Below are 14028 nucleotides of genomic sequence, written 5' to 3'. Positions count from 1 at the left end.
ATACTGCCTCCATGGCCGACTCGATTGAACCCGTAGATCTCCCTCCGCATCTCGCCATGTTCGAGACGATGCTGGCCACGTGGAACGAGGCGATGCTCGCGGCAACGGACCAGATGTTCCGCTTCTGGTGCATGCCCTTCTGCGCCCCGCACCACCATGCGGCGCTGTTCCCCTTCCAGCTCGAAATTCCCGAACCTTTCGAGGATGACGAGGATCCGGACCTCTTCGCCTGATTAGTGGCTGACACGCCAATGGCGGGCGACTAGACCTTTCCCGCAAGGGGGTGGGTCAATGCATGTCTTGCTGCTCGGCGCGGGCGGATTCATCGGTCGGCATATCCTGACGGAATTGCTGGAACAGGGTCACGAGGTCACCGCCGTTGTGCGCGGGACCGGCACCCTCGCCCATGCCTTCCCGCAAGCCCGCTTCCGCGCGTTGGACCTGTCCCTTGCCACCAGCGAAGCCGACTGGGCCTCGCTTTGCACCGGCGTCGATTGCCTGGTCAATTGCGCCGGACTGCTGCGCGGCAAGGCGATGCAAGCGGTTCATGCCGACATGCCGCGCGCCCTTTATGCTGCCGCCGCGCACGCTGGTGTCAGGCAGGCGATCCTGATCTCCGCCATCAGCGCACGTGCGGATGTGAAGACCGACTATTCGCAGTCCAAGCTGGCCGGGGAAGATGTGCTCAAATCATCCCGCCTCGACTGGACCGTGCTGCGCCCGTCGCTCGTCTATGGCGAGGGCAGCTATGGCGGAACCTCGCTGATCCGCGGCATGGCTGGCCTGCCGCTTGCAGTACCGCTGCCCGGAAAGGGTGATTTCGCCTTCACCCCCATCCATGTGCGCGACCTTGCGCGCGGGGTGGTGCGCATTTGCGGCGATGCAGCCATGGCCGGCAGGAGCCTCGAACCGGTCGGGCCTGAGCGCCTGAGCTTGCGCGAAGTCCTTGCCCTCTATCGTGGCTGGCTGGGCTTCGGGGAAGCGCGATTCCTGTCGGTCCCCATGCCGGTGATGCGCTTCTTCGCGCGGGTGGGAGACCTGTTCGGCGCCGGGCCGGTCTCGACCAACAGCCTGGCGCAGATGGTCGCGGGGAACGACGGCGACAGCGCGGCCTATGAAAGCGCAATCGGCTTTCCCCAGCGCAGCATGGCCGCAGCGCTCGCTGCCAGCCCGGCGCAGGTGCAGGACCGCTGGCATGCGCGACTCTATTTCCTCGCCCCCGCGATCAAGGCCGTGCTGGTACTCATGTGGGTCGCCTCGGCGCTGCTCGGCTTGTTTTACGGCAGCGAAGCGGCAAGCGCGTTGTTGCACAATCTGGGCCTGCCGCAGCAATGGGTTCCCGCCAGCCTCGCCCTTGGGACCGCCATCGACCTCGCGGTGGCCGCCGTCCTGCTGCTCGACCGCAAGGCGCGCTGGTCCACCGCGGTCCAGCTCCTTGTCGTGCTGGGTTACACCGCCGTGCTCACGATCGGCCTGCCGCAACTGTGGCTCGAACCGCTCGGGCCGCTGCTTAAGAACCTGCCTGTGCTGGCACTGATATTGGTGCATGGCGCAATCGGAGACCGGCGCTGATGGAACTCTATCTGCTCGTCAAATGGGCTCACATCCTGTCCAGCACCGTGCTGTTCGGTTTCGGCGCGGGCACGGCCTGGTATTTCTGGAACGCCCACCTCAGCCGCGATCCGGCAACGATTGCCACGGTGGGCCGCATGGTGGTGCGGGCGGACTGGATATTCACCGGCACCAGCGGCGTTGCCCAACCGGCCACAGGCTTCTGGCTGGTCGGCATGCTGGGATACCCGCTCGATGCCCCATGGCTGGTCCTGACCTACCTGCTTTATCTGCTGGCCTTCGCCTGCTGGGTGCCGGTCGTATGGTTGCAGATCAGAGCCACGCGGCTGGCCGAAAGGGCGGAGCGAGACGGCACGCCGCTAGGTCGCGACTACGAAAGGACCATGCGCGCATGGTTCATCCTCGGCTGGCCCGCCTTCCTCGGCCTGACCGGCGTCTTCTACCTGATGGTGGCCAAGCCGCAGCTATGGTGAACGGGCAATGGCGCGCTATCGCCTGTCCCTGTGCACAATATCGGCCTCGGCGCCCTCTCCGAAACCCTGTATCACGCTGTCCTTGGCCTTGAAGCAGAGCCGGGCGAGCACGAGGAGGACGGCAGATACGAGCAATCCTGGCCAGTGCGTGACAAGGCTGAATACCTCGCTCGACAGTGACAGATAGCCGCCGAAAACGCCGAGCAGGGCAAGGACCGTACCGATCAGGCGGTTGACGCCCTTTTCTATGTCCCGGCCAACCTTGCGCCGGTACCAGCCCTCGTCCTGTTCCTCGTCCATCGCGCCCTCCCCGAAGGGGCGCAATCTATCGGATGCGGTAGAAGTCCGCCACCCGGTCCAGCGCCAACTTGAGCACCAGCTTGCCGCTGCGCGCGGGCCATTGCAGCGCCTTTTCGGCGACCGGCAGCGTCTCGCCCGCGCAGACGACGCGCCACAAGATATCCTCCAGCCCCCTGCCCGCCTGCGCCAGCGCGGCGTGGAAGCGTTCACGGGCGGCAACCTGCCGCTCGGTCTGCGTCAGCCCCGCTTCGCCACCCTTCACCCGCACCGGGTCCCAGCGCATGGTGACGCTCGGCCCCATCTGCGCGCGCTCATAATCGGCACGCAGGCGTTCACCCGCATCGAACAGGCGATCTTCGAGATGGCCATGCGCATGCAGCCAGCCCAGCGGGCTTTCGGCGACATTGACGGTGACGCTGGAGCTGCGGCGCCCCACTCCTGCGCGGCGGCGCGGCCCCTCACTGGTGAGTTCGCGTTCGGCCAGTTCCTGCTTCATAGGTGATTCTCCCTTGTGGTGAAGCGGCCCCTTGCCAAATGGAACCACTTGTAGGAAAGAGAAACCAATCTGGTTATTTTCAGGAGCTGCGCCGTGATCAACCGCATTCGCGACATCCGCAAGCAAAAGGGCATGACGCTGGCCGAGGTCGCCGCCGCCTGCGATCCGCCCACCACGGCGCAGACGATCGGGCGGCTCGAAACAGGCATGCGCAATCTCTCGCTTGTCTGGATGAACCGTATTGGCGAGGCTCTGGGCGTCGACCCGGAATTGCTGGTGAAAGGCGAGGAGGAGGCCGTGCCGCAGATCATCGCCCGCCTGACCGATCAGGGTGCCGAAGCGCTCACCAAGCCGCGCGATGCGATCCTGCCCACGCAGCTGAGCGATGGCGAGGCCTTGGTCTGTCTTGCGATCGAAACACCGCAAGGCGAATATCGCGCCGGTGACCAGCTGTGGATGCGCCAGGTGAAGCCGGAAGATGCGGGCAGCATCATCAATCGCGACGTGCTCGCCCCGCGCAGCGGCGGGCGCTTCGCCTTCGGAAGGCTGATCGACCGGCAAGGCACGCTGGTTGGGCTGCTGCCGCCGGGCATCGGGCAACGGCAAATCGTGATCGACAAGCCCGCCTGGCTGGCGGTGGCGGAAATGCTGGTGCGCAAGCTCTGAGAGCGGGGCGGCATGCAATGAAACGGGTCCTGTCCATTGCCACGCTCTTCCCGAACGCGCACCAGCCGCGTTTCGGGACCTTCGTCGCACGGCAGATGGAGGCGCTGGCGAAGCGCGACGACTGGGACGTGCATGTCATCAATCCATTGGGCATGCCGCCCGTTGCCATGGGCCGCTATGCCCGGCTGCTCGACGCCGCCATCAGCGGGCGCGAGAACGGCGTGAATGTCCACCGCCCGCGCTTCACGCTGATCCCGGCGGTGGGCGGGCCGTTCAACCCGGCGATGATCGTGCGCGCCGCCCTGCCCCTGGCGCGGCGTCTCCACGCGATCCATCCCTTCGACCTGGTGGACGCGCAATTCTTCTATCCCGACGGTCCCGCAGCCGCCCGCATTGCCGAGGAGCTGGGTCTGCCGCTTTCGATCAAGGCGCGCGGGGCCGATATCTCGCTTTGGGGCCACAAGGCCTATGCCAATCGCAAGATGCGCGCCGCCGCCGCTCAGGCGAAAGGCCTGCTGGCGGTGAGCGAGGCGCTGAAGCGCGACATGGTCGCGATCGGCCTGCCCGAAGAGAAGATCACGGTGCATTACACCGGCCTCGACCAGCAGCGCTTCCGCCCGCAGGACCGGGCGCGCAGCCGCGCTGCCCTTGCCCGCGATCACGGCGTGCCGATAGAAGGCCCGCTGCTCGCCAGCGTAGGTGCGCTGATCCCGCGCAAGGGGCAGCACTTCGTGATTGAGGCGCTGGCGGAGCTTCCTGATGCGCAGCTGGTATTGGTCGGCGAAGGGCCGGACGAGTCGGACCTGCGCGCGCTGGCAGCCATGAAAGGCCTTGCTGGCCGGGTGCATTTCCTCGGCTCGCTCAACCATGACGGGCTCCCGAAAGTGCTGAGCGCGGCGGAGGCCATGGTGCTCCCCTCGGCCAGCGAGGGGCTCGCCAATGCCTGGGTGGAGGCGCTCGCCTGCGGTACGCCACTGGTGATCACCGATGTCGGCGGGGCGCGCGAGCTCGTGACCTCTGACACAGCCGGACGTATCGTCGCGCGTGAGACCCCCGCCATCCTGCAGGGCATCGGTGAAGTGCTGGCGGCGAACTACGCACCCGCAGATGTCGCCCAATGCGCCGCGCGCTTCAGTTGGGACAACAACGCAGCGGCGCTGGGGGAGTATTACGAACGGCTGCTCGCCTGAGCGATCAAGCCTCCCCGCGCGCCTTCTTCTCCTGGATATCGGTGATCGATTCCTGCGGCACGAAGCTGGTGGAGGATACCCCAAGCCAGATCAGGATCGGCGCCGCCATATAGACCGAGCTGTAGGTACCCACGAAGATGCCCAGCGTGATCGCGGCGGTCAGGCCGAACAGGCTGGCCGGGCCGAACAGAAGCAGCGGGATCAGTGCCACCAGCAGCGTCAGCGATGTCATCACCGTACGTGCCAGCGTCTCGTTTACCGAGAGGTCCAGCAGCTCCGGAATATCCATCTTGCGGTACTTCTTCAGGTTCTCGCGGATACGGTCGTAGACGACGATCGTGTCGTTCAGCGAGTAGCCGATAATGGCGAGGATCGCGGCGATGATCTGCAGGCTGAATTCGAGCTGGAACAGCGCGAACATGCCCAAGGTCAGCGACACGTCATGGAACAGCGCGAAGAGCGCGCCGACACCGAACTGCCATTCGAATCGAATCCAGATGTAGATGGCGATGGCGATCATCGCGAAGAGCAGGCTCATCAACGCGGTTTCGCGGAATTCGCCGGCGACCTTGCCCGAGACCGTCTCGTTCGCGTCGCGGCGCACATTCTCGAATTCGCCCTGGATCGTGCTGATCACCCGCTCACCGATCTCGCTCGCCGCGCCGGGAGTTTCCTCCACCCCTTCGGGCAGGCGCACGCGGATCGAAACCGAGTTGGGATCGCCGAACCGCTGGATCACCGGATCGCCGAGGCCCATGCTGCCGATTTCCTCGCGCAGCTGCCCGATCGGCGCTTCCTCAAGGTCGGCGAAAGTGACGCGCACTTCCTGACCGCCGGCAAAGTCGACGCCGTAATTGAGGCCCCTGTCATAGACGAGGAACCAGCTCGCCGCGATCAGCAGCACGCTGACCACGTAGAAGGGCAGGCGCCACTTCAGGAACTTGATGTTGGTATCGTCGGGGACGAGTTTCAGCAGTCGCATGGTCTTTCCTCCCCGCTCAGATGGTGATGTCCGTGGGCCGCGACTTGCGCAACCATCCGGCAACCCACATGCGGGTCATGGTGACGGCGGTGAACACGCTGGTGAACAGGCCGATGATCAGGACGACGGCGAAGCCGCGCACCGGACCGGAGCCGAACAGGAACAGCAGCACGCCGGCGATGAAATTGGTGACGTTCGCGTCATAGATGGCGCGGCTCGCCTCACGATAGCCGTTCTCGACCGCGGCGATGACGCGGCGGCCTTTCTTGCGCTCCTCGCGAATACGCTCGTTGATCAGCACGTTGGCATCCACCGCCGCGCCGATGGTCAGCACGAAACCGGCAATGCCGGGCAGTGTCAGAGTGGTATTGAGCACCGCCATGATGCCCAGGATCATAAGGACGTTGAGCACCAGCGCCGCGGTGGCATAGATGCCGAAACGGCCATAGGTCGCGATCATCAGCAGGACCACCAGTAGCGAGCCGATGCCCATCGCGATCATGCCCGCGCGAATCGATTCGGCGCCGAGGTCCGGGCCCACGGTCCGCTCCTCGATCACCGCCAGGTCCACCGGCAGCGCACCGGAGCCGAGCGAGATCGCCAGCTGCGTCGCATCGCGCACGGTGAAGCCGCCGGAAATCTGCGAGGTACCCGACAGGATCGGCTCGCGCATCACCGGTGCGGAGATGACCTCGCCATCGAGAATGATGGCGAATTGCTGGCCGACGTGGTCAGTGGTGAGGCGCGCGAAGCGGCGCGTGCCGTCGGCATTGAAAGTGATCGAGACGGCAGGTTCATTGGTCTGCGCATCGAAGGTCTGTGTCGCGCTGGTCAGCGAATCGCCGCGCACGCCGCCGAGCCGCTTCACCGCGAGCACCACACCTTCATAGTCGCCGCCCACGGCGCCCGGCACCAGCTCGCTGCCGGGGCGGGCAATGCCCTGTTCGATCTCGCTGGGGGCTGCCTGCGTATCGAGAAGCTTGAATTCCAGACGCGCGGTCTGGCCCAGCAGTTCCTTCAGCTCTTCGGGATCCTGCAGGCCGGGTACCTGCACCACGATGCGATCATCGCCCTGGCGGATGATCGTGGGTTCGCGCGTGCCCAGCGAGTCGATACGGCGGCGCACGACGTCGGTCGCGCTGTCCATCGCCGTGGTCACGGCATTGTCGAGCCCCGATTCCGTGGGCGTCAGCTCCAGCCGGTTCTCGTCCAGCACCTGCAGCGTCCATTCGCTGACAAGGCCGGGGCCGTTCATGTAAGGCAGGATCACCTCGCGCGCGGCATCCACCTGGCCCGGATCGTCGAGCATGACCGACAGGCGGCCATTGGCGGTCGAGACGTCGCCGAAGCCGATATCGGCTTCGTCGAGCGCCTGGCGCACCGATTCTTCCATGTTCTCCAGCCGCTGCTGGGCGACCTGGCTCTGGTCCGCCTCCAACAGGATGTGACTGCCTCCGGCAAGGTCCAGGCCCAGGTTGACCGTGGGACTGGGCAGCGCGTCGGGCCAGCGAACGCTAGTGGTCGACAGCAGCGATGGCAGCGCCGCCAGCATGGCGATCAGTGCGATCGCCCAGAGCGAGTTCTTCTTCCAGGTCGGAAAATCGAGCATGGGGCGCGCCTGACCGGTCAGTCGTTGGCGGGCTTGCCGGTGCCGGGCTGCAGCACGTCACCGATCATGTTCTTGACGATCTTGACCTTCACGCCCTGCGCGATCTCGGCCTCGACATAGTCATCGTCCACCTTGGTCACCTTACCCATGATGCCCCCAGAAGTGACGATCTGGTCATTGCGCTTCACGCCACCGACCTTTTCGCGATGGGCCTTCTGCTGCTTCATCTGCGGACGGATGATCAGGAACCAGAAGATCAGCACCATGCCGATGATCGGAATGAAACCAATGATGCCGCCTCCAGCGGAGGCTCCACCTGCGGCGAGATAATCAAGCATAGTTATTGCCCATCCGGAACGTGTTCACACGAAGCGTTGTAAATGGCCGCGAGACGCCTGGCTTCAAGCCCTCCCCCAGCATGTCGGCGCAGCGCGTAGCAGCAATGCAACACTAGGGCAATCGACCCGCTTGCCTTGTGTGGGAGACGTGCCTATAGGCGCGGCTCTCCACTGGTATCGGGACGTGGCGCAGTCTGGTAGCGCACTATACTGGGGGTGTAGGGGTCGCTGGTTCGAATCCAGTCGTCCCGACCAGTGGAGCCTTCCTGAAAATTCAATCCACAGCGCTGTTTAGCGCGAGGCGTCGAAAGCGAATCGCAGCTGCACATTGCCGCCGAGATTCTCTGCGCTGGAGCCCGTACCGACGCCGAATGCGTTGCGGTCGATCGTGCCGCTACCGCTGACCGAACGGCGATTGCCCGACCCCGAGAGGGTGAAATTGATCACCTGCGGGCGGCTGGTACCCTTGATCGTCAGCGTCCCGCGCGCACGATAGCTGTTATTTCCCGTGCTGGTGACATCGGTCGAGCGGAAAGTCGCAGTGGAGAAAGACGAAACGGCGAAGAACTCCGCCCCGGTCAGCATCTGGTCCTGCGTGGCATCGCCTAGCGTGGCGCTGCCCAGCTCGACATTGATGGCGAGATTGGCGCTGGCAGGCGCCGCCGGGTCCATCACGATGCTCCCGCCCCAGCGGCTGAAGCTGCCGTTGAGCGGCGTGCCACCATTGTCCACGGTAAAGCGCAACGAACCTCCCGGCTGGATCGACCAGCTGGGCGGTGGCGCCGCGGCGGCAACGACAGGTTCCTCGGGTTCCTCGGCTCCCTCTTCTTCCGCTTCTTCGACAGCTTCGGTTTCCTCCGCTGCTGCGGCTTCTTCCGCCGCCTTTTCACCTTCCTCGGTGCCGTCCTCACCTTCGGCGTCGTCGAGCTCGGCCGGGATCGCTTCGGCGTCCCCTAGGGCAGCTTCAACCTCATGATCGTGGTCATCATGCGAATCCGGGCTGCGAACCAGGGCGAAGGTCGCGCCGCCAAGCAGAACAACCCCAGCAAGCAGGCCCAGCACCATGCCGGCCGAATTGCCCGGAGCCATGCGCAGCAACAGGTGGTCGCGCATCAGGAAGTGGTGCCGCAGCGCACCCGCCACATGCAGCACGAACAGGGCGATGCCCAGGAAAGCGAGAATCTCGTGCACTTCTTCCACCGGTTCGTTGAGCGAGGCGGGAAGCGGCAGGTGCGGCCATGGTACCACGCCGAACAGCAATGTGGGTACATCGATCGGCGCGGTGGACACGATCGCCCAGCCCGTCAGCGGCGCGGCGATCATGAAGACATAGAACAGGACGTGGACGCTCGAAGCGAGGAATCCGTTGAACCCGCCTTCCAGCTTGGGTGGCGGCTTGTGTGTAAAGCGCCAGCCCAGCCGCAGCAGGCTGAGCAAAAGGATGGTGATGCCGATGCTCTTGTGCAGCTGGAACAGCGCGAAACCGCTGGCATCGTGCGGCATGCCGAACCCGATGGCGATTTCCGCCGCCAGCGCCAATGCGATCAGCCAGTGAAGCAGGATGGCTCCCTTGCTGTAGCGCTCCACTCCGATACCCATCCTGATACCCTTTCTGTTTCTGTTTTGGGGCGACCACTGGTGCAGTTGTTTCCGTTATGCTGCGCTGCAATGCAAGGGCAGCGCGAGCCAGGCGGCCCTGAGTTCAGGACGTCCCGCCTTCAAGTGCCTCTTCCATCAGCATTTCGGCGCGGCCGATCATATGTTCCACTACCTTGCTCAGAACCGCCATGTCTTGCGGATCGATGCCTGCAGTCAGGAATTCGTCACGCATCACGGCGCGCTCGACCATCTTGGCGCGCAGTTCGAGCCCGCCCTTGGCGAGCCCGATCTCGATCTCCGGTCCACCAGGCTTGCGCGTCCGCGTCAGCAGCCCGCGCTCGACCATGCGCTTGACAGTGCGGCTGAGCTGTCCGCGATCCTGCACCAGCCGTTCGGCAAGGCCGTTGAGCGAAAGTGGCATGCCCTCGCTCAGATTGGTCATGATCCGCCATTCGATCTCGGACAGGTCGAACAGGCGGCGCTGGGTCAGGATCGTGCTGCGGCGCATGAGGTTGAAGAGCACCACCATCCGCATGCTCACCAGGCTGTTGAGCTGTTGCTGCTCGGGCAAGGAATTGCCGGCAGCATTGCCTTCGGATTTCGGCGGCACCTGGCTCATCTGTCTTGCGAATCCCTTCAAACCGTCTCTTTGAACGTGTCAAAAAGCTTGCCGGGCTGCAAATGGCAAGTTGCTTCGGTCAACGGCCATCCGCAGCTTCCTCTGCGGCCAATCTTTCCACTTCCTCGCGATAAGGCTTCCAGCCGATCAGCGTCACCAGCAGCGCGGCGGGCAGGAAGATCGCGTGGAGCAGCAGGATCGACCAGCGCAGGTCTTCGGGCGATGTGAAGAGGTAGTCGGTCGTCGCCCCGGTGATGACCGGAGCCAGCCCCTGCCCGATCACAATGAAAATAAACAGGTAAAGCGCCATCACCTGTCCGCGAATCTGGTTGGGTGTGACGATCAACAGCACCGCATTCAGCATCGGCCCCGTCATCCCGACGAGGACAAAGTAGGCCGCGAAACAGGCCATGGCGAGTTCGCCTGTCGGCATCAGCGGCATCGCTATGGCGAACGGGATGTTGAGCGCGCGCGTATAGACAATCACCCGGAAAGGGGCATCCACCAGTCCCCGAGCCTGCAGATAGTCGACCCATTTCACGCCGGTCAGCAGCCCCCCCAGCATGGCGATGATCGCAACAACGCCCGCGACAATGCCGTAGGTCGATGCCTCCCAGCCATAGGTGCGCTGGAAGAAGGGCGCGGCCCAGGCCCTGCCACCGGCATCCAGCGCCCCAAGCGCGAGACCAATGAAGAGCGGTCCGAAAACAGCCAGATGCAGGCCCATATAGCGGATGGCCCCCAGCACCGGCACTTGCGACACCTGCGCCTTGAACGTGCGACGCGGCGGCTCCTTCAGCGTCGTCAGCAGCAAGGCGATCAGGAGGCCCGGCAGGCCAACGGCGAGCAGCACCGTCTGCCAAGGGCGTAATTCACCGACAAAGGGCAATGTCGGCGTCCCAATGGAACCGATGATGTAGATCATCGCGCCCCCGAGCAGCAGCGCCAGCCCGTTCCCCGCCACCGCACCCACCTGCATGCCGTAAACCGCCTTGGGCAGCTTCTCGCGCGGGAAATAGTCCGAGAGGATGGAATAGGCGCTGGGCGAGTTGACCGCCTCCCCCGCCCCCACCAGCATGCGCATGAGGAGGAGCTGGACGAAATTCATCGCCAGTCCGCAGGCGGCCGTGGCGAGGCTCCATACGGTTACGCCGATGACCAGCAGCCGCGTGCGCACCCAGCGGTCGATCAGCGGCGACAGCGGAATGCCGACCAGCGCATAGACGAAGGCGAAGGCGGGGCCGAGCAACAGGCTTGCCTGCGTGTCGGTTAGGCTGAAGTCATCGATGATCTGCTGGATCAGCAGGCCGAGAATGCTCTGGTCGAGCGTGGCGAAAGTGGTGGTCAGCGCCAATATGCCCACCGCATACCAGCCCTGTCTTTCCGGTGGATAGGGCTGCGCGGCGCCCACCTGCGCCTGCGCATCGCCCTCAGTCTCGGCGAGCGTCGCCATCCGCATCCCTCCCATGCAGAGGGGCCTTCCGTCATGCGCGAAAGTGCCCCATCGGACGGGCGGCAGGATGCAGCAATTCAAGCTGCGTGCAATGGCTATTTTGCCAACCGGCGCCGTGCCGCCCGAGCGGGATCAGAGGTAGAGCGTCTCGCCGTCCTCATTCACGGGATTGCGATCGTTCTCCGCACACTGGAATTCGATCAGCGCGCCATGCCGGTCGCGGCGATAGCTGACAGTCACTTCGTAAGGCTCCGCCAGCGCGACCGGATCGGTCATGCGCATCTCGTTCACCAGCACGTCGGGATTTTCGGGGTCCAGATGGATACGCTCCTCCAGACGGAACTGGTCGGAATGCTTGCCGCCTTCACCGAACTCCAGCGTGTCGGAAATGGCAATGGTATCGACCACCAGCGTATCGCCTTCCCAATGGCCGATCGAATGGCCGTGGAAAGTCGGATCCGGGTCTTCCGGATGCTCGCGGCCATCGGTCCAGATCGTGCGCGTCTGCATCCAGGCTTCCTGGTTGATCGTCACGCGACCGGGCGTGAACAGGAACTCGTAGGGATACTGTGCCAGCTGCATGATGCGCGGCAGGCCCGGCGGGCTGCAATTGGAGCGGCTGCGCAGCTCCACCCCGTCATTCTCGATCACCTGATCGCGCCAGCGTTGCCAGCGTTCAAGATATTCGCCCTTGAGGCTCGGCTGCGGCAGCGGGCCGCCGCGGGCGAGGAACCAGATGCCACCCCAGTCGGGCAAATTATCCAGCTCGTGATAGCGGCCCTTGGCAAAGCCCGCGCTCTGTTCCGCTTCGATGCCCTCGGGTACGGGAGAGCTTGTTGCCGCCCCCAGCTGTGCCTGTGCCGCGCCCGCCATTGCCACAAGGGCGACACCTGCCAGGGCGGCCATCGCGCCGCTTTTCATCACCATAACCTCCACCCCTCTCCCGGGTTGTTATTCTTCGACTGTACCCAAAGTGCGCCCGTCCGCCAGGCGGATGCCGGCATAGGCGCCGCCGCGTGCGCCGCTACGCAGGGGATGGACGTAAAGTTCCACCCTGTCACCGGTGCGCAGCATGGTGCGCGTCCAGCCTTCCTGCACGAGGTTGTTGGGACTGGTCATTTCGATCGACCACTGTTCGACCTCGTTGCCGACCGGAACCTCCACGCGGATGAAGGCGTGCGGGTTCTGCCAGCGGAACTGGACGACCTTGGCATCGAGCACCACGGTCTTGGTCATGTCGAACATGGAATAGCTGTGATGCGCCGCCACGGGCACGGTCAGCACGCTCATGCTGCAAACGGCCAATGCGAGCTTTGTTGAAAGTTTCATCGCCGATACCTCCTGCGATCAGAATTGCGGCACGTTGACCGGCTGCCCGTTCTTGGGAAGTCCGGAATCGAGGACGGTGCCGTCCGCCTTGGTCAGGTCGAGGAACAGCCCGCCATGCTCTCCATTGCGAAGCGGCGCCATGCGCAGCGTGATCCGCTCACCCGGACGCAGCGACGTGCGGCGCCAGCCCTGGCGGGTCAGATTGTTCGGGCTGTTGAGCTCGATGCTCCACGATTGCTTGGTGCGGCCGTTGTCGACCTCCAGCTCGATAAAGGCATGCGGATTGGTCCACTGGAATTCCTTCACCGTGCCTTCCAGCGTCATCATCTGCCGCTGGTCGAACATGGCAAAGCTGTGATGCGATGCCGCGGGTGCCGCCAGCGCGACCACGCCCAGGCTTGCCAGCACGGCGAGTGCCGCTTTTCTACTCATCGTCGGAGACTCCCTCGATATTGCTGTAGCCGCGATCCTCGGCCGTCTCGCTGCCGAGGTCGGTGCCCGGCAGGTTGGCGTTGTAGGCAAGGATGCAGTTGCTTTCGTTGATGTCGGTATAGTCCTGGCGGCCGAAGCGCTTGGTGGAGCGCCACTCGCCTTCCCACATGTTGGGATCGGTCATGATGAACTCGATCTCCATCACCGTCCCGCCTTCCAGCAGGCGGATCCGCTCCTCCATCTCGAAGTCGTAGGAGATGGGGATGCCGCGATCGATAAAGTGGTTGTCGGGCTCGAAATACTTGCTGCGCACGACCAGCGTGTCGCCTTCGAAATGGCCGATGCTTTCGCCATTGTAGCTGGGCACGACGATGTTCGGATCGCTGAACTCGCGCCCGTCGAGGAAGATCGTACGGACCGAATTGTTGAAGCCGGAGATCATGTAGATCGCCGTCGGCAACTGGATGAAGGCATGCGGCCAGACGCGCGTCATGATCATCGGCATGCCCGGCGGGTAACACTGGCCGATCGCATCGCGATAAGTCTCGTTGCGTGCGGCGGCCTTCGGCGCCTCGATCAGCGCCTCGATCCCCTCCGGACCGAACGGGGGATAGTCCGGCCCGAACAGGAAGTGACTGAAACCTGCCGACAGGTCCACGAACCATGTGCCGGTCACATTGATCGGCGCCGGCGGACGATCGGCATTGAGATTGGCAGGCGCCAGCGCACCCAGATAGCCCGGATGCTTGGGCACCATCTCGTTCAGCCGTTCCGCACTGATCGGCGTATATTCGAATTCGATGACCGGCTGCTCGGGCGCATCCTGTTCTTGCGCGTGGGCCGCCTGGGTAAAGCCAGCCGCCAGCGCCATGCCGATCGCAAGGCCGCGCACAGCGCCGCCGGTTCCAAAATACCTTCTCACCATCACAATCCCAACCCTGATAGCTTTTTGACTATATCAAAAACGTGG

The 14028-nt window shown here is 64.1% G+C and carries 17 protein-coding genes and 1 tRNA gene; 6 read left to right on the top strand and 12 right to left on the bottom strand.

Translation table 11 applies throughout. The features are described from left to right. Positions 1-11: 11 nt before the first annotated feature. Genes E5222_RS05605 through E5222_RS05595 form a run of 3 tightly spaced genes read left to right on the top strand, consistent with a single transcriptional unit; the run spans position 12 to position 2045 of the window. Positions 12-233: a hypothetical protein gene (locus E5222_RS05605; RefSeq protein WP_136692702.1), complete on the top strand. Its 222-nt coding sequence runs from the start codon at positions 12-14 to the stop codon at positions 231-233. Between the two features lie 58 nt (positions 234-291). After that, the gene (locus E5222_RS05600) at positions 292-1572 is read left to right on the top strand and encodes an SDR family oxidoreductase (RefSeq protein ID WP_136692701.1); all 1281 of its coding nucleotides are present in this window, start codon (positions 292-294) and stop codon (positions 1570-1572) included. Then, positions 1572-2045 carry a DUF2269 family protein gene (locus E5222_RS05595; RefSeq protein WP_211196092.1) on the top strand — a complete coding sequence of 158 codons (474 nt, stop codon included), beginning with the start codon at positions 1572-1574 and terminating at the stop codon, positions 2043-2045. Before E5222_RS05600 ends, E5222_RS05595 begins: the two co-directional genes overlap by 1 nt. A 15-nt stretch (positions 2046-2060) precedes the next feature. On the opposite strand, the gene E5222_RS05590 is transcribed toward E5222_RS05595, so the two are convergent. Next, positions 2061-2345 (bottom strand): hypothetical protein, encoded by a 285-nt coding sequence (locus tag E5222_RS05590; protein WP_136692699.1) that lies wholly within the window; start codon positions 2343-2345, stop codon positions 2061-2063. Between the two features lie 25 nt (positions 2346-2370). Then, the gene (locus E5222_RS05585; RefSeq protein WP_136692698.1) at positions 2371-2841 is read right to left on the bottom strand and encodes a DUF6456 domain-containing protein; all 471 of its coding nucleotides are present in this window, start codon (positions 2839-2841) and stop codon (positions 2371-2373) included. Positions 2842-2934: 93 nt separating this feature from the next. Here E5222_RS05585 and E5222_RS05580 point away from each other — a divergent pair, with 93 nt between their 5' ends. Both E5222_RS05580 and E5222_RS05575 read left to right on the top strand, forming a co-directional pair. Continuing rightward, positions 2935-3507, top strand: coding sequence for a helix-turn-helix domain-containing protein (locus E5222_RS05580; protein WP_136692697.1), 573 nt, complete (start codon positions 2935-2937; stop codon positions 3505-3507). Positions 3508-3524: 17 nt separating this feature from the next. Continuing rightward, complete coding sequence (locus E5222_RS05575) at positions 3525-4697, top strand: glycosyltransferase (protein WP_136692696.1); 1173 nt, start codon at positions 3525-3527, stop codon at positions 4695-4697. Between the two features lie 4 nt (positions 4698-4701). Here the strand turns inward: E5222_RS05575 and secF are convergent, their stop codons facing one another. The 3 genes from secF to yajC are packed head-to-tail and all read right to left on the bottom strand — an operon-like array spanning position 4702 to position 7626. Next, positions 4702-5679 (bottom strand): protein translocase subunit SecF, encoded by a 978-nt coding sequence (secF, locus tag E5222_RS05570; RefSeq protein ID WP_136692695.1) that lies wholly within the window; start codon positions 5677-5679, stop codon positions 4702-4704. Between the two features lie 16 nt (positions 5680-5695). Then, entirely contained in the window at positions 5696-7288 is a 1593-nt protein-coding gene (secD, locus tag E5222_RS05565; RefSeq protein WP_136692694.1) for a protein translocase subunit SecD, read from the bottom strand. Positions 7289-7305: 17 nt separating this feature from the next. After that, positions 7306-7626: a preprotein translocase subunit YajC gene (gene yajC / locus E5222_RS05560; RefSeq protein ID WP_136692693.1), complete on the bottom strand. Its 321-nt coding sequence runs from the start codon at positions 7624-7626 to the stop codon at positions 7306-7308. Between the two features lie 178 nt (positions 7627-7804). Here yajC and E5222_RS05555 point away from each other — a divergent pair. Further along, positions 7805-7881 (top strand) — tRNA-Pro (locus tag E5222_RS05555). Between the two features lie 36 nt (positions 7882-7917). On the opposite strand, the gene E5222_RS05550 is transcribed toward E5222_RS05555, so the two are convergent. From E5222_RS05550 to E5222_RS05520, 7 genes are all read right to left on the bottom strand, one after another. Further along, complete coding sequence (locus tag E5222_RS05550; protein ID WP_136692692.1) at positions 7918-9225, bottom strand: cytochrome b/b6 domain-containing protein; 1308 nt, start codon at positions 9223-9225, stop codon at positions 7918-7920. 103 nt (positions 9226-9328) lie between these two features. Further along, positions 9329-9844, bottom strand: coding sequence for a MarR family winged helix-turn-helix transcriptional regulator (locus E5222_RS05545; RefSeq protein WP_136692691.1), 516 nt, complete (start codon positions 9842-9844; stop codon positions 9329-9331). 79 nt (positions 9845-9923) lie between these two features. Next, entirely contained in the window at positions 9924-11297 is a 1374-nt protein-coding gene (locus E5222_RS05540) for an MFS transporter (RefSeq protein WP_169053497.1), read from the bottom strand. Between the two features lie 132 nt (positions 11298-11429). Continuing rightward, positions 11430-12224, bottom strand: coding sequence for a hypothetical protein (locus E5222_RS05535; RefSeq protein WP_136692689.1), 795 nt, complete (start codon positions 12222-12224; stop codon positions 11430-11432). Between the two features lie 24 nt (positions 12225-12248). Further along, positions 12249-12626, bottom strand: a complete 378-nt coding sequence (locus tag E5222_RS05530; RefSeq protein WP_136692688.1) for a DUF6152 family protein — start codon at positions 12624-12626, stop codon at positions 12249-12251. A gap of 18 nt (positions 12627-12644) precedes the next feature. Next, positions 12645-13058: a DUF6152 family protein gene (locus E5222_RS05525; RefSeq protein ID WP_136692687.1), complete on the bottom strand. Its 414-nt coding sequence runs from the start codon at positions 13056-13058 to the stop codon at positions 12645-12647. Then, entirely contained in the window at positions 13051-13983 is a 933-nt protein-coding gene (locus E5222_RS05520) for a hypothetical protein (protein WP_136692686.1), read from the bottom strand. The genes E5222_RS05525 and E5222_RS05520 overlap by 8 nt, the downstream gene beginning before the upstream one ends. Positions 13984-14028 lie beyond the last annotated feature (45 nt).

Source organism: Alteraurantiacibacter aquimixticola, assembly GCF_004965515.1.
GTDB classification, from domain to species: Bacteria; Pseudomonadota; Alphaproteobacteria; order Sphingomonadales; family Sphingomonadaceae; genus Alteraurantiacibacter; species Alteraurantiacibacter aquimixticola.
This window is presented reverse-complemented; position numbering and strand designations above follow the sequence as displayed.

Coding starts and splice junctions, on each gene's coding strand:
- E5222_RS05590 (WP_136692699.1), bottom strand. CDS start 2,345: ATGGACGAGGAACAGGACGAGGGCTGGTACCGGCGCAAGGTTGGCCGG.
- secD (WP_136692694.1), bottom strand. CDS start 7,288: ATGCTCGATTTTCCGACCTGGAAGAAGAACTCGCTCTGGGCGATCGCA.
- E5222_RS05605 (WP_136692702.1), top strand. CDS start 12: ATGGCCGACTCGATTGAACCCGTAGATCTCCCTCCGCATCTCGCCATG.
- E5222_RS05545 (WP_136692691.1), bottom strand. CDS start 9,844: ATGAGCCAGGTGCCGCCGAAATCCGAAGGCAATGCTGCCGGCAATTCC.
- E5222_RS05535 (WP_136692689.1), bottom strand. CDS start 12,224: ATGGTGATGAAAAGCGGCGCGATGGCCGCCCTGGCAGGTGTCGCCCTT.
- E5222_RS05530 (WP_136692688.1), bottom strand. CDS start 12,626: ATGAAACTTTCAACAAAGCTCGCATTGGCCGTTTGCAGCATGAGCGTG.
- E5222_RS05595 (WP_211196092.1), top strand. CDS start 1,572: ATGGAACTCTATCTGCTCGTCAAATGGGCTCACATCCTGTCCAGCACC.
- E5222_RS05575 (WP_136692696.1), top strand. CDS start 3,525: ATGAAACGGGTCCTGTCCATTGCCACGCTCTTCCCGAACGCGCACCAG.
- E5222_RS05585 (WP_136692698.1), bottom strand. CDS start 2,841: ATGAAGCAGGAACTGGCCGAACGCGAACTCACCAGTGAGGGGCCGCGC.
- E5222_RS05520 (WP_136692686.1), bottom strand. CDS start 13,983: ATGGTGAGAAGGTATTTTGGAACCGGCGGCGCTGTGCGCGGCCTTGCG.
- E5222_RS05600 (WP_136692701.1), top strand. CDS start 292: ATGCATGTCTTGCTGCTCGGCGCGGGCGGATTCATCGGTCGGCATATC.
- E5222_RS05525 (WP_136692687.1), bottom strand. CDS start 13,058: ATGAGTAGAAAAGCGGCACTCGCCGTGCTGGCAAGCCTGGGCGTGGTC.
- E5222_RS05540 (WP_169053497.1), bottom strand. CDS start 11,297: ATGGCGACGCTCGCCGAGACTGAGGGCGATGCGCAGGCGCAGGTGGGC.
- E5222_RS05550 (WP_136692692.1), bottom strand. CDS start 9,225: ATGGGTATCGGAGTGGAGCGCTACAGCAAGGGAGCCATCCTGCTTCAC.
- yajC (WP_136692693.1), bottom strand. CDS start 7,626: ATGCTTGATTATCTCGCCGCAGGTGGAGCCTCCGCTGGAGGCGGCATC.
- secF (WP_136692695.1), bottom strand. CDS start 5,679: ATGCGACTGCTGAAACTCGTCCCCGACGATACCAACATCAAGTTCCTG.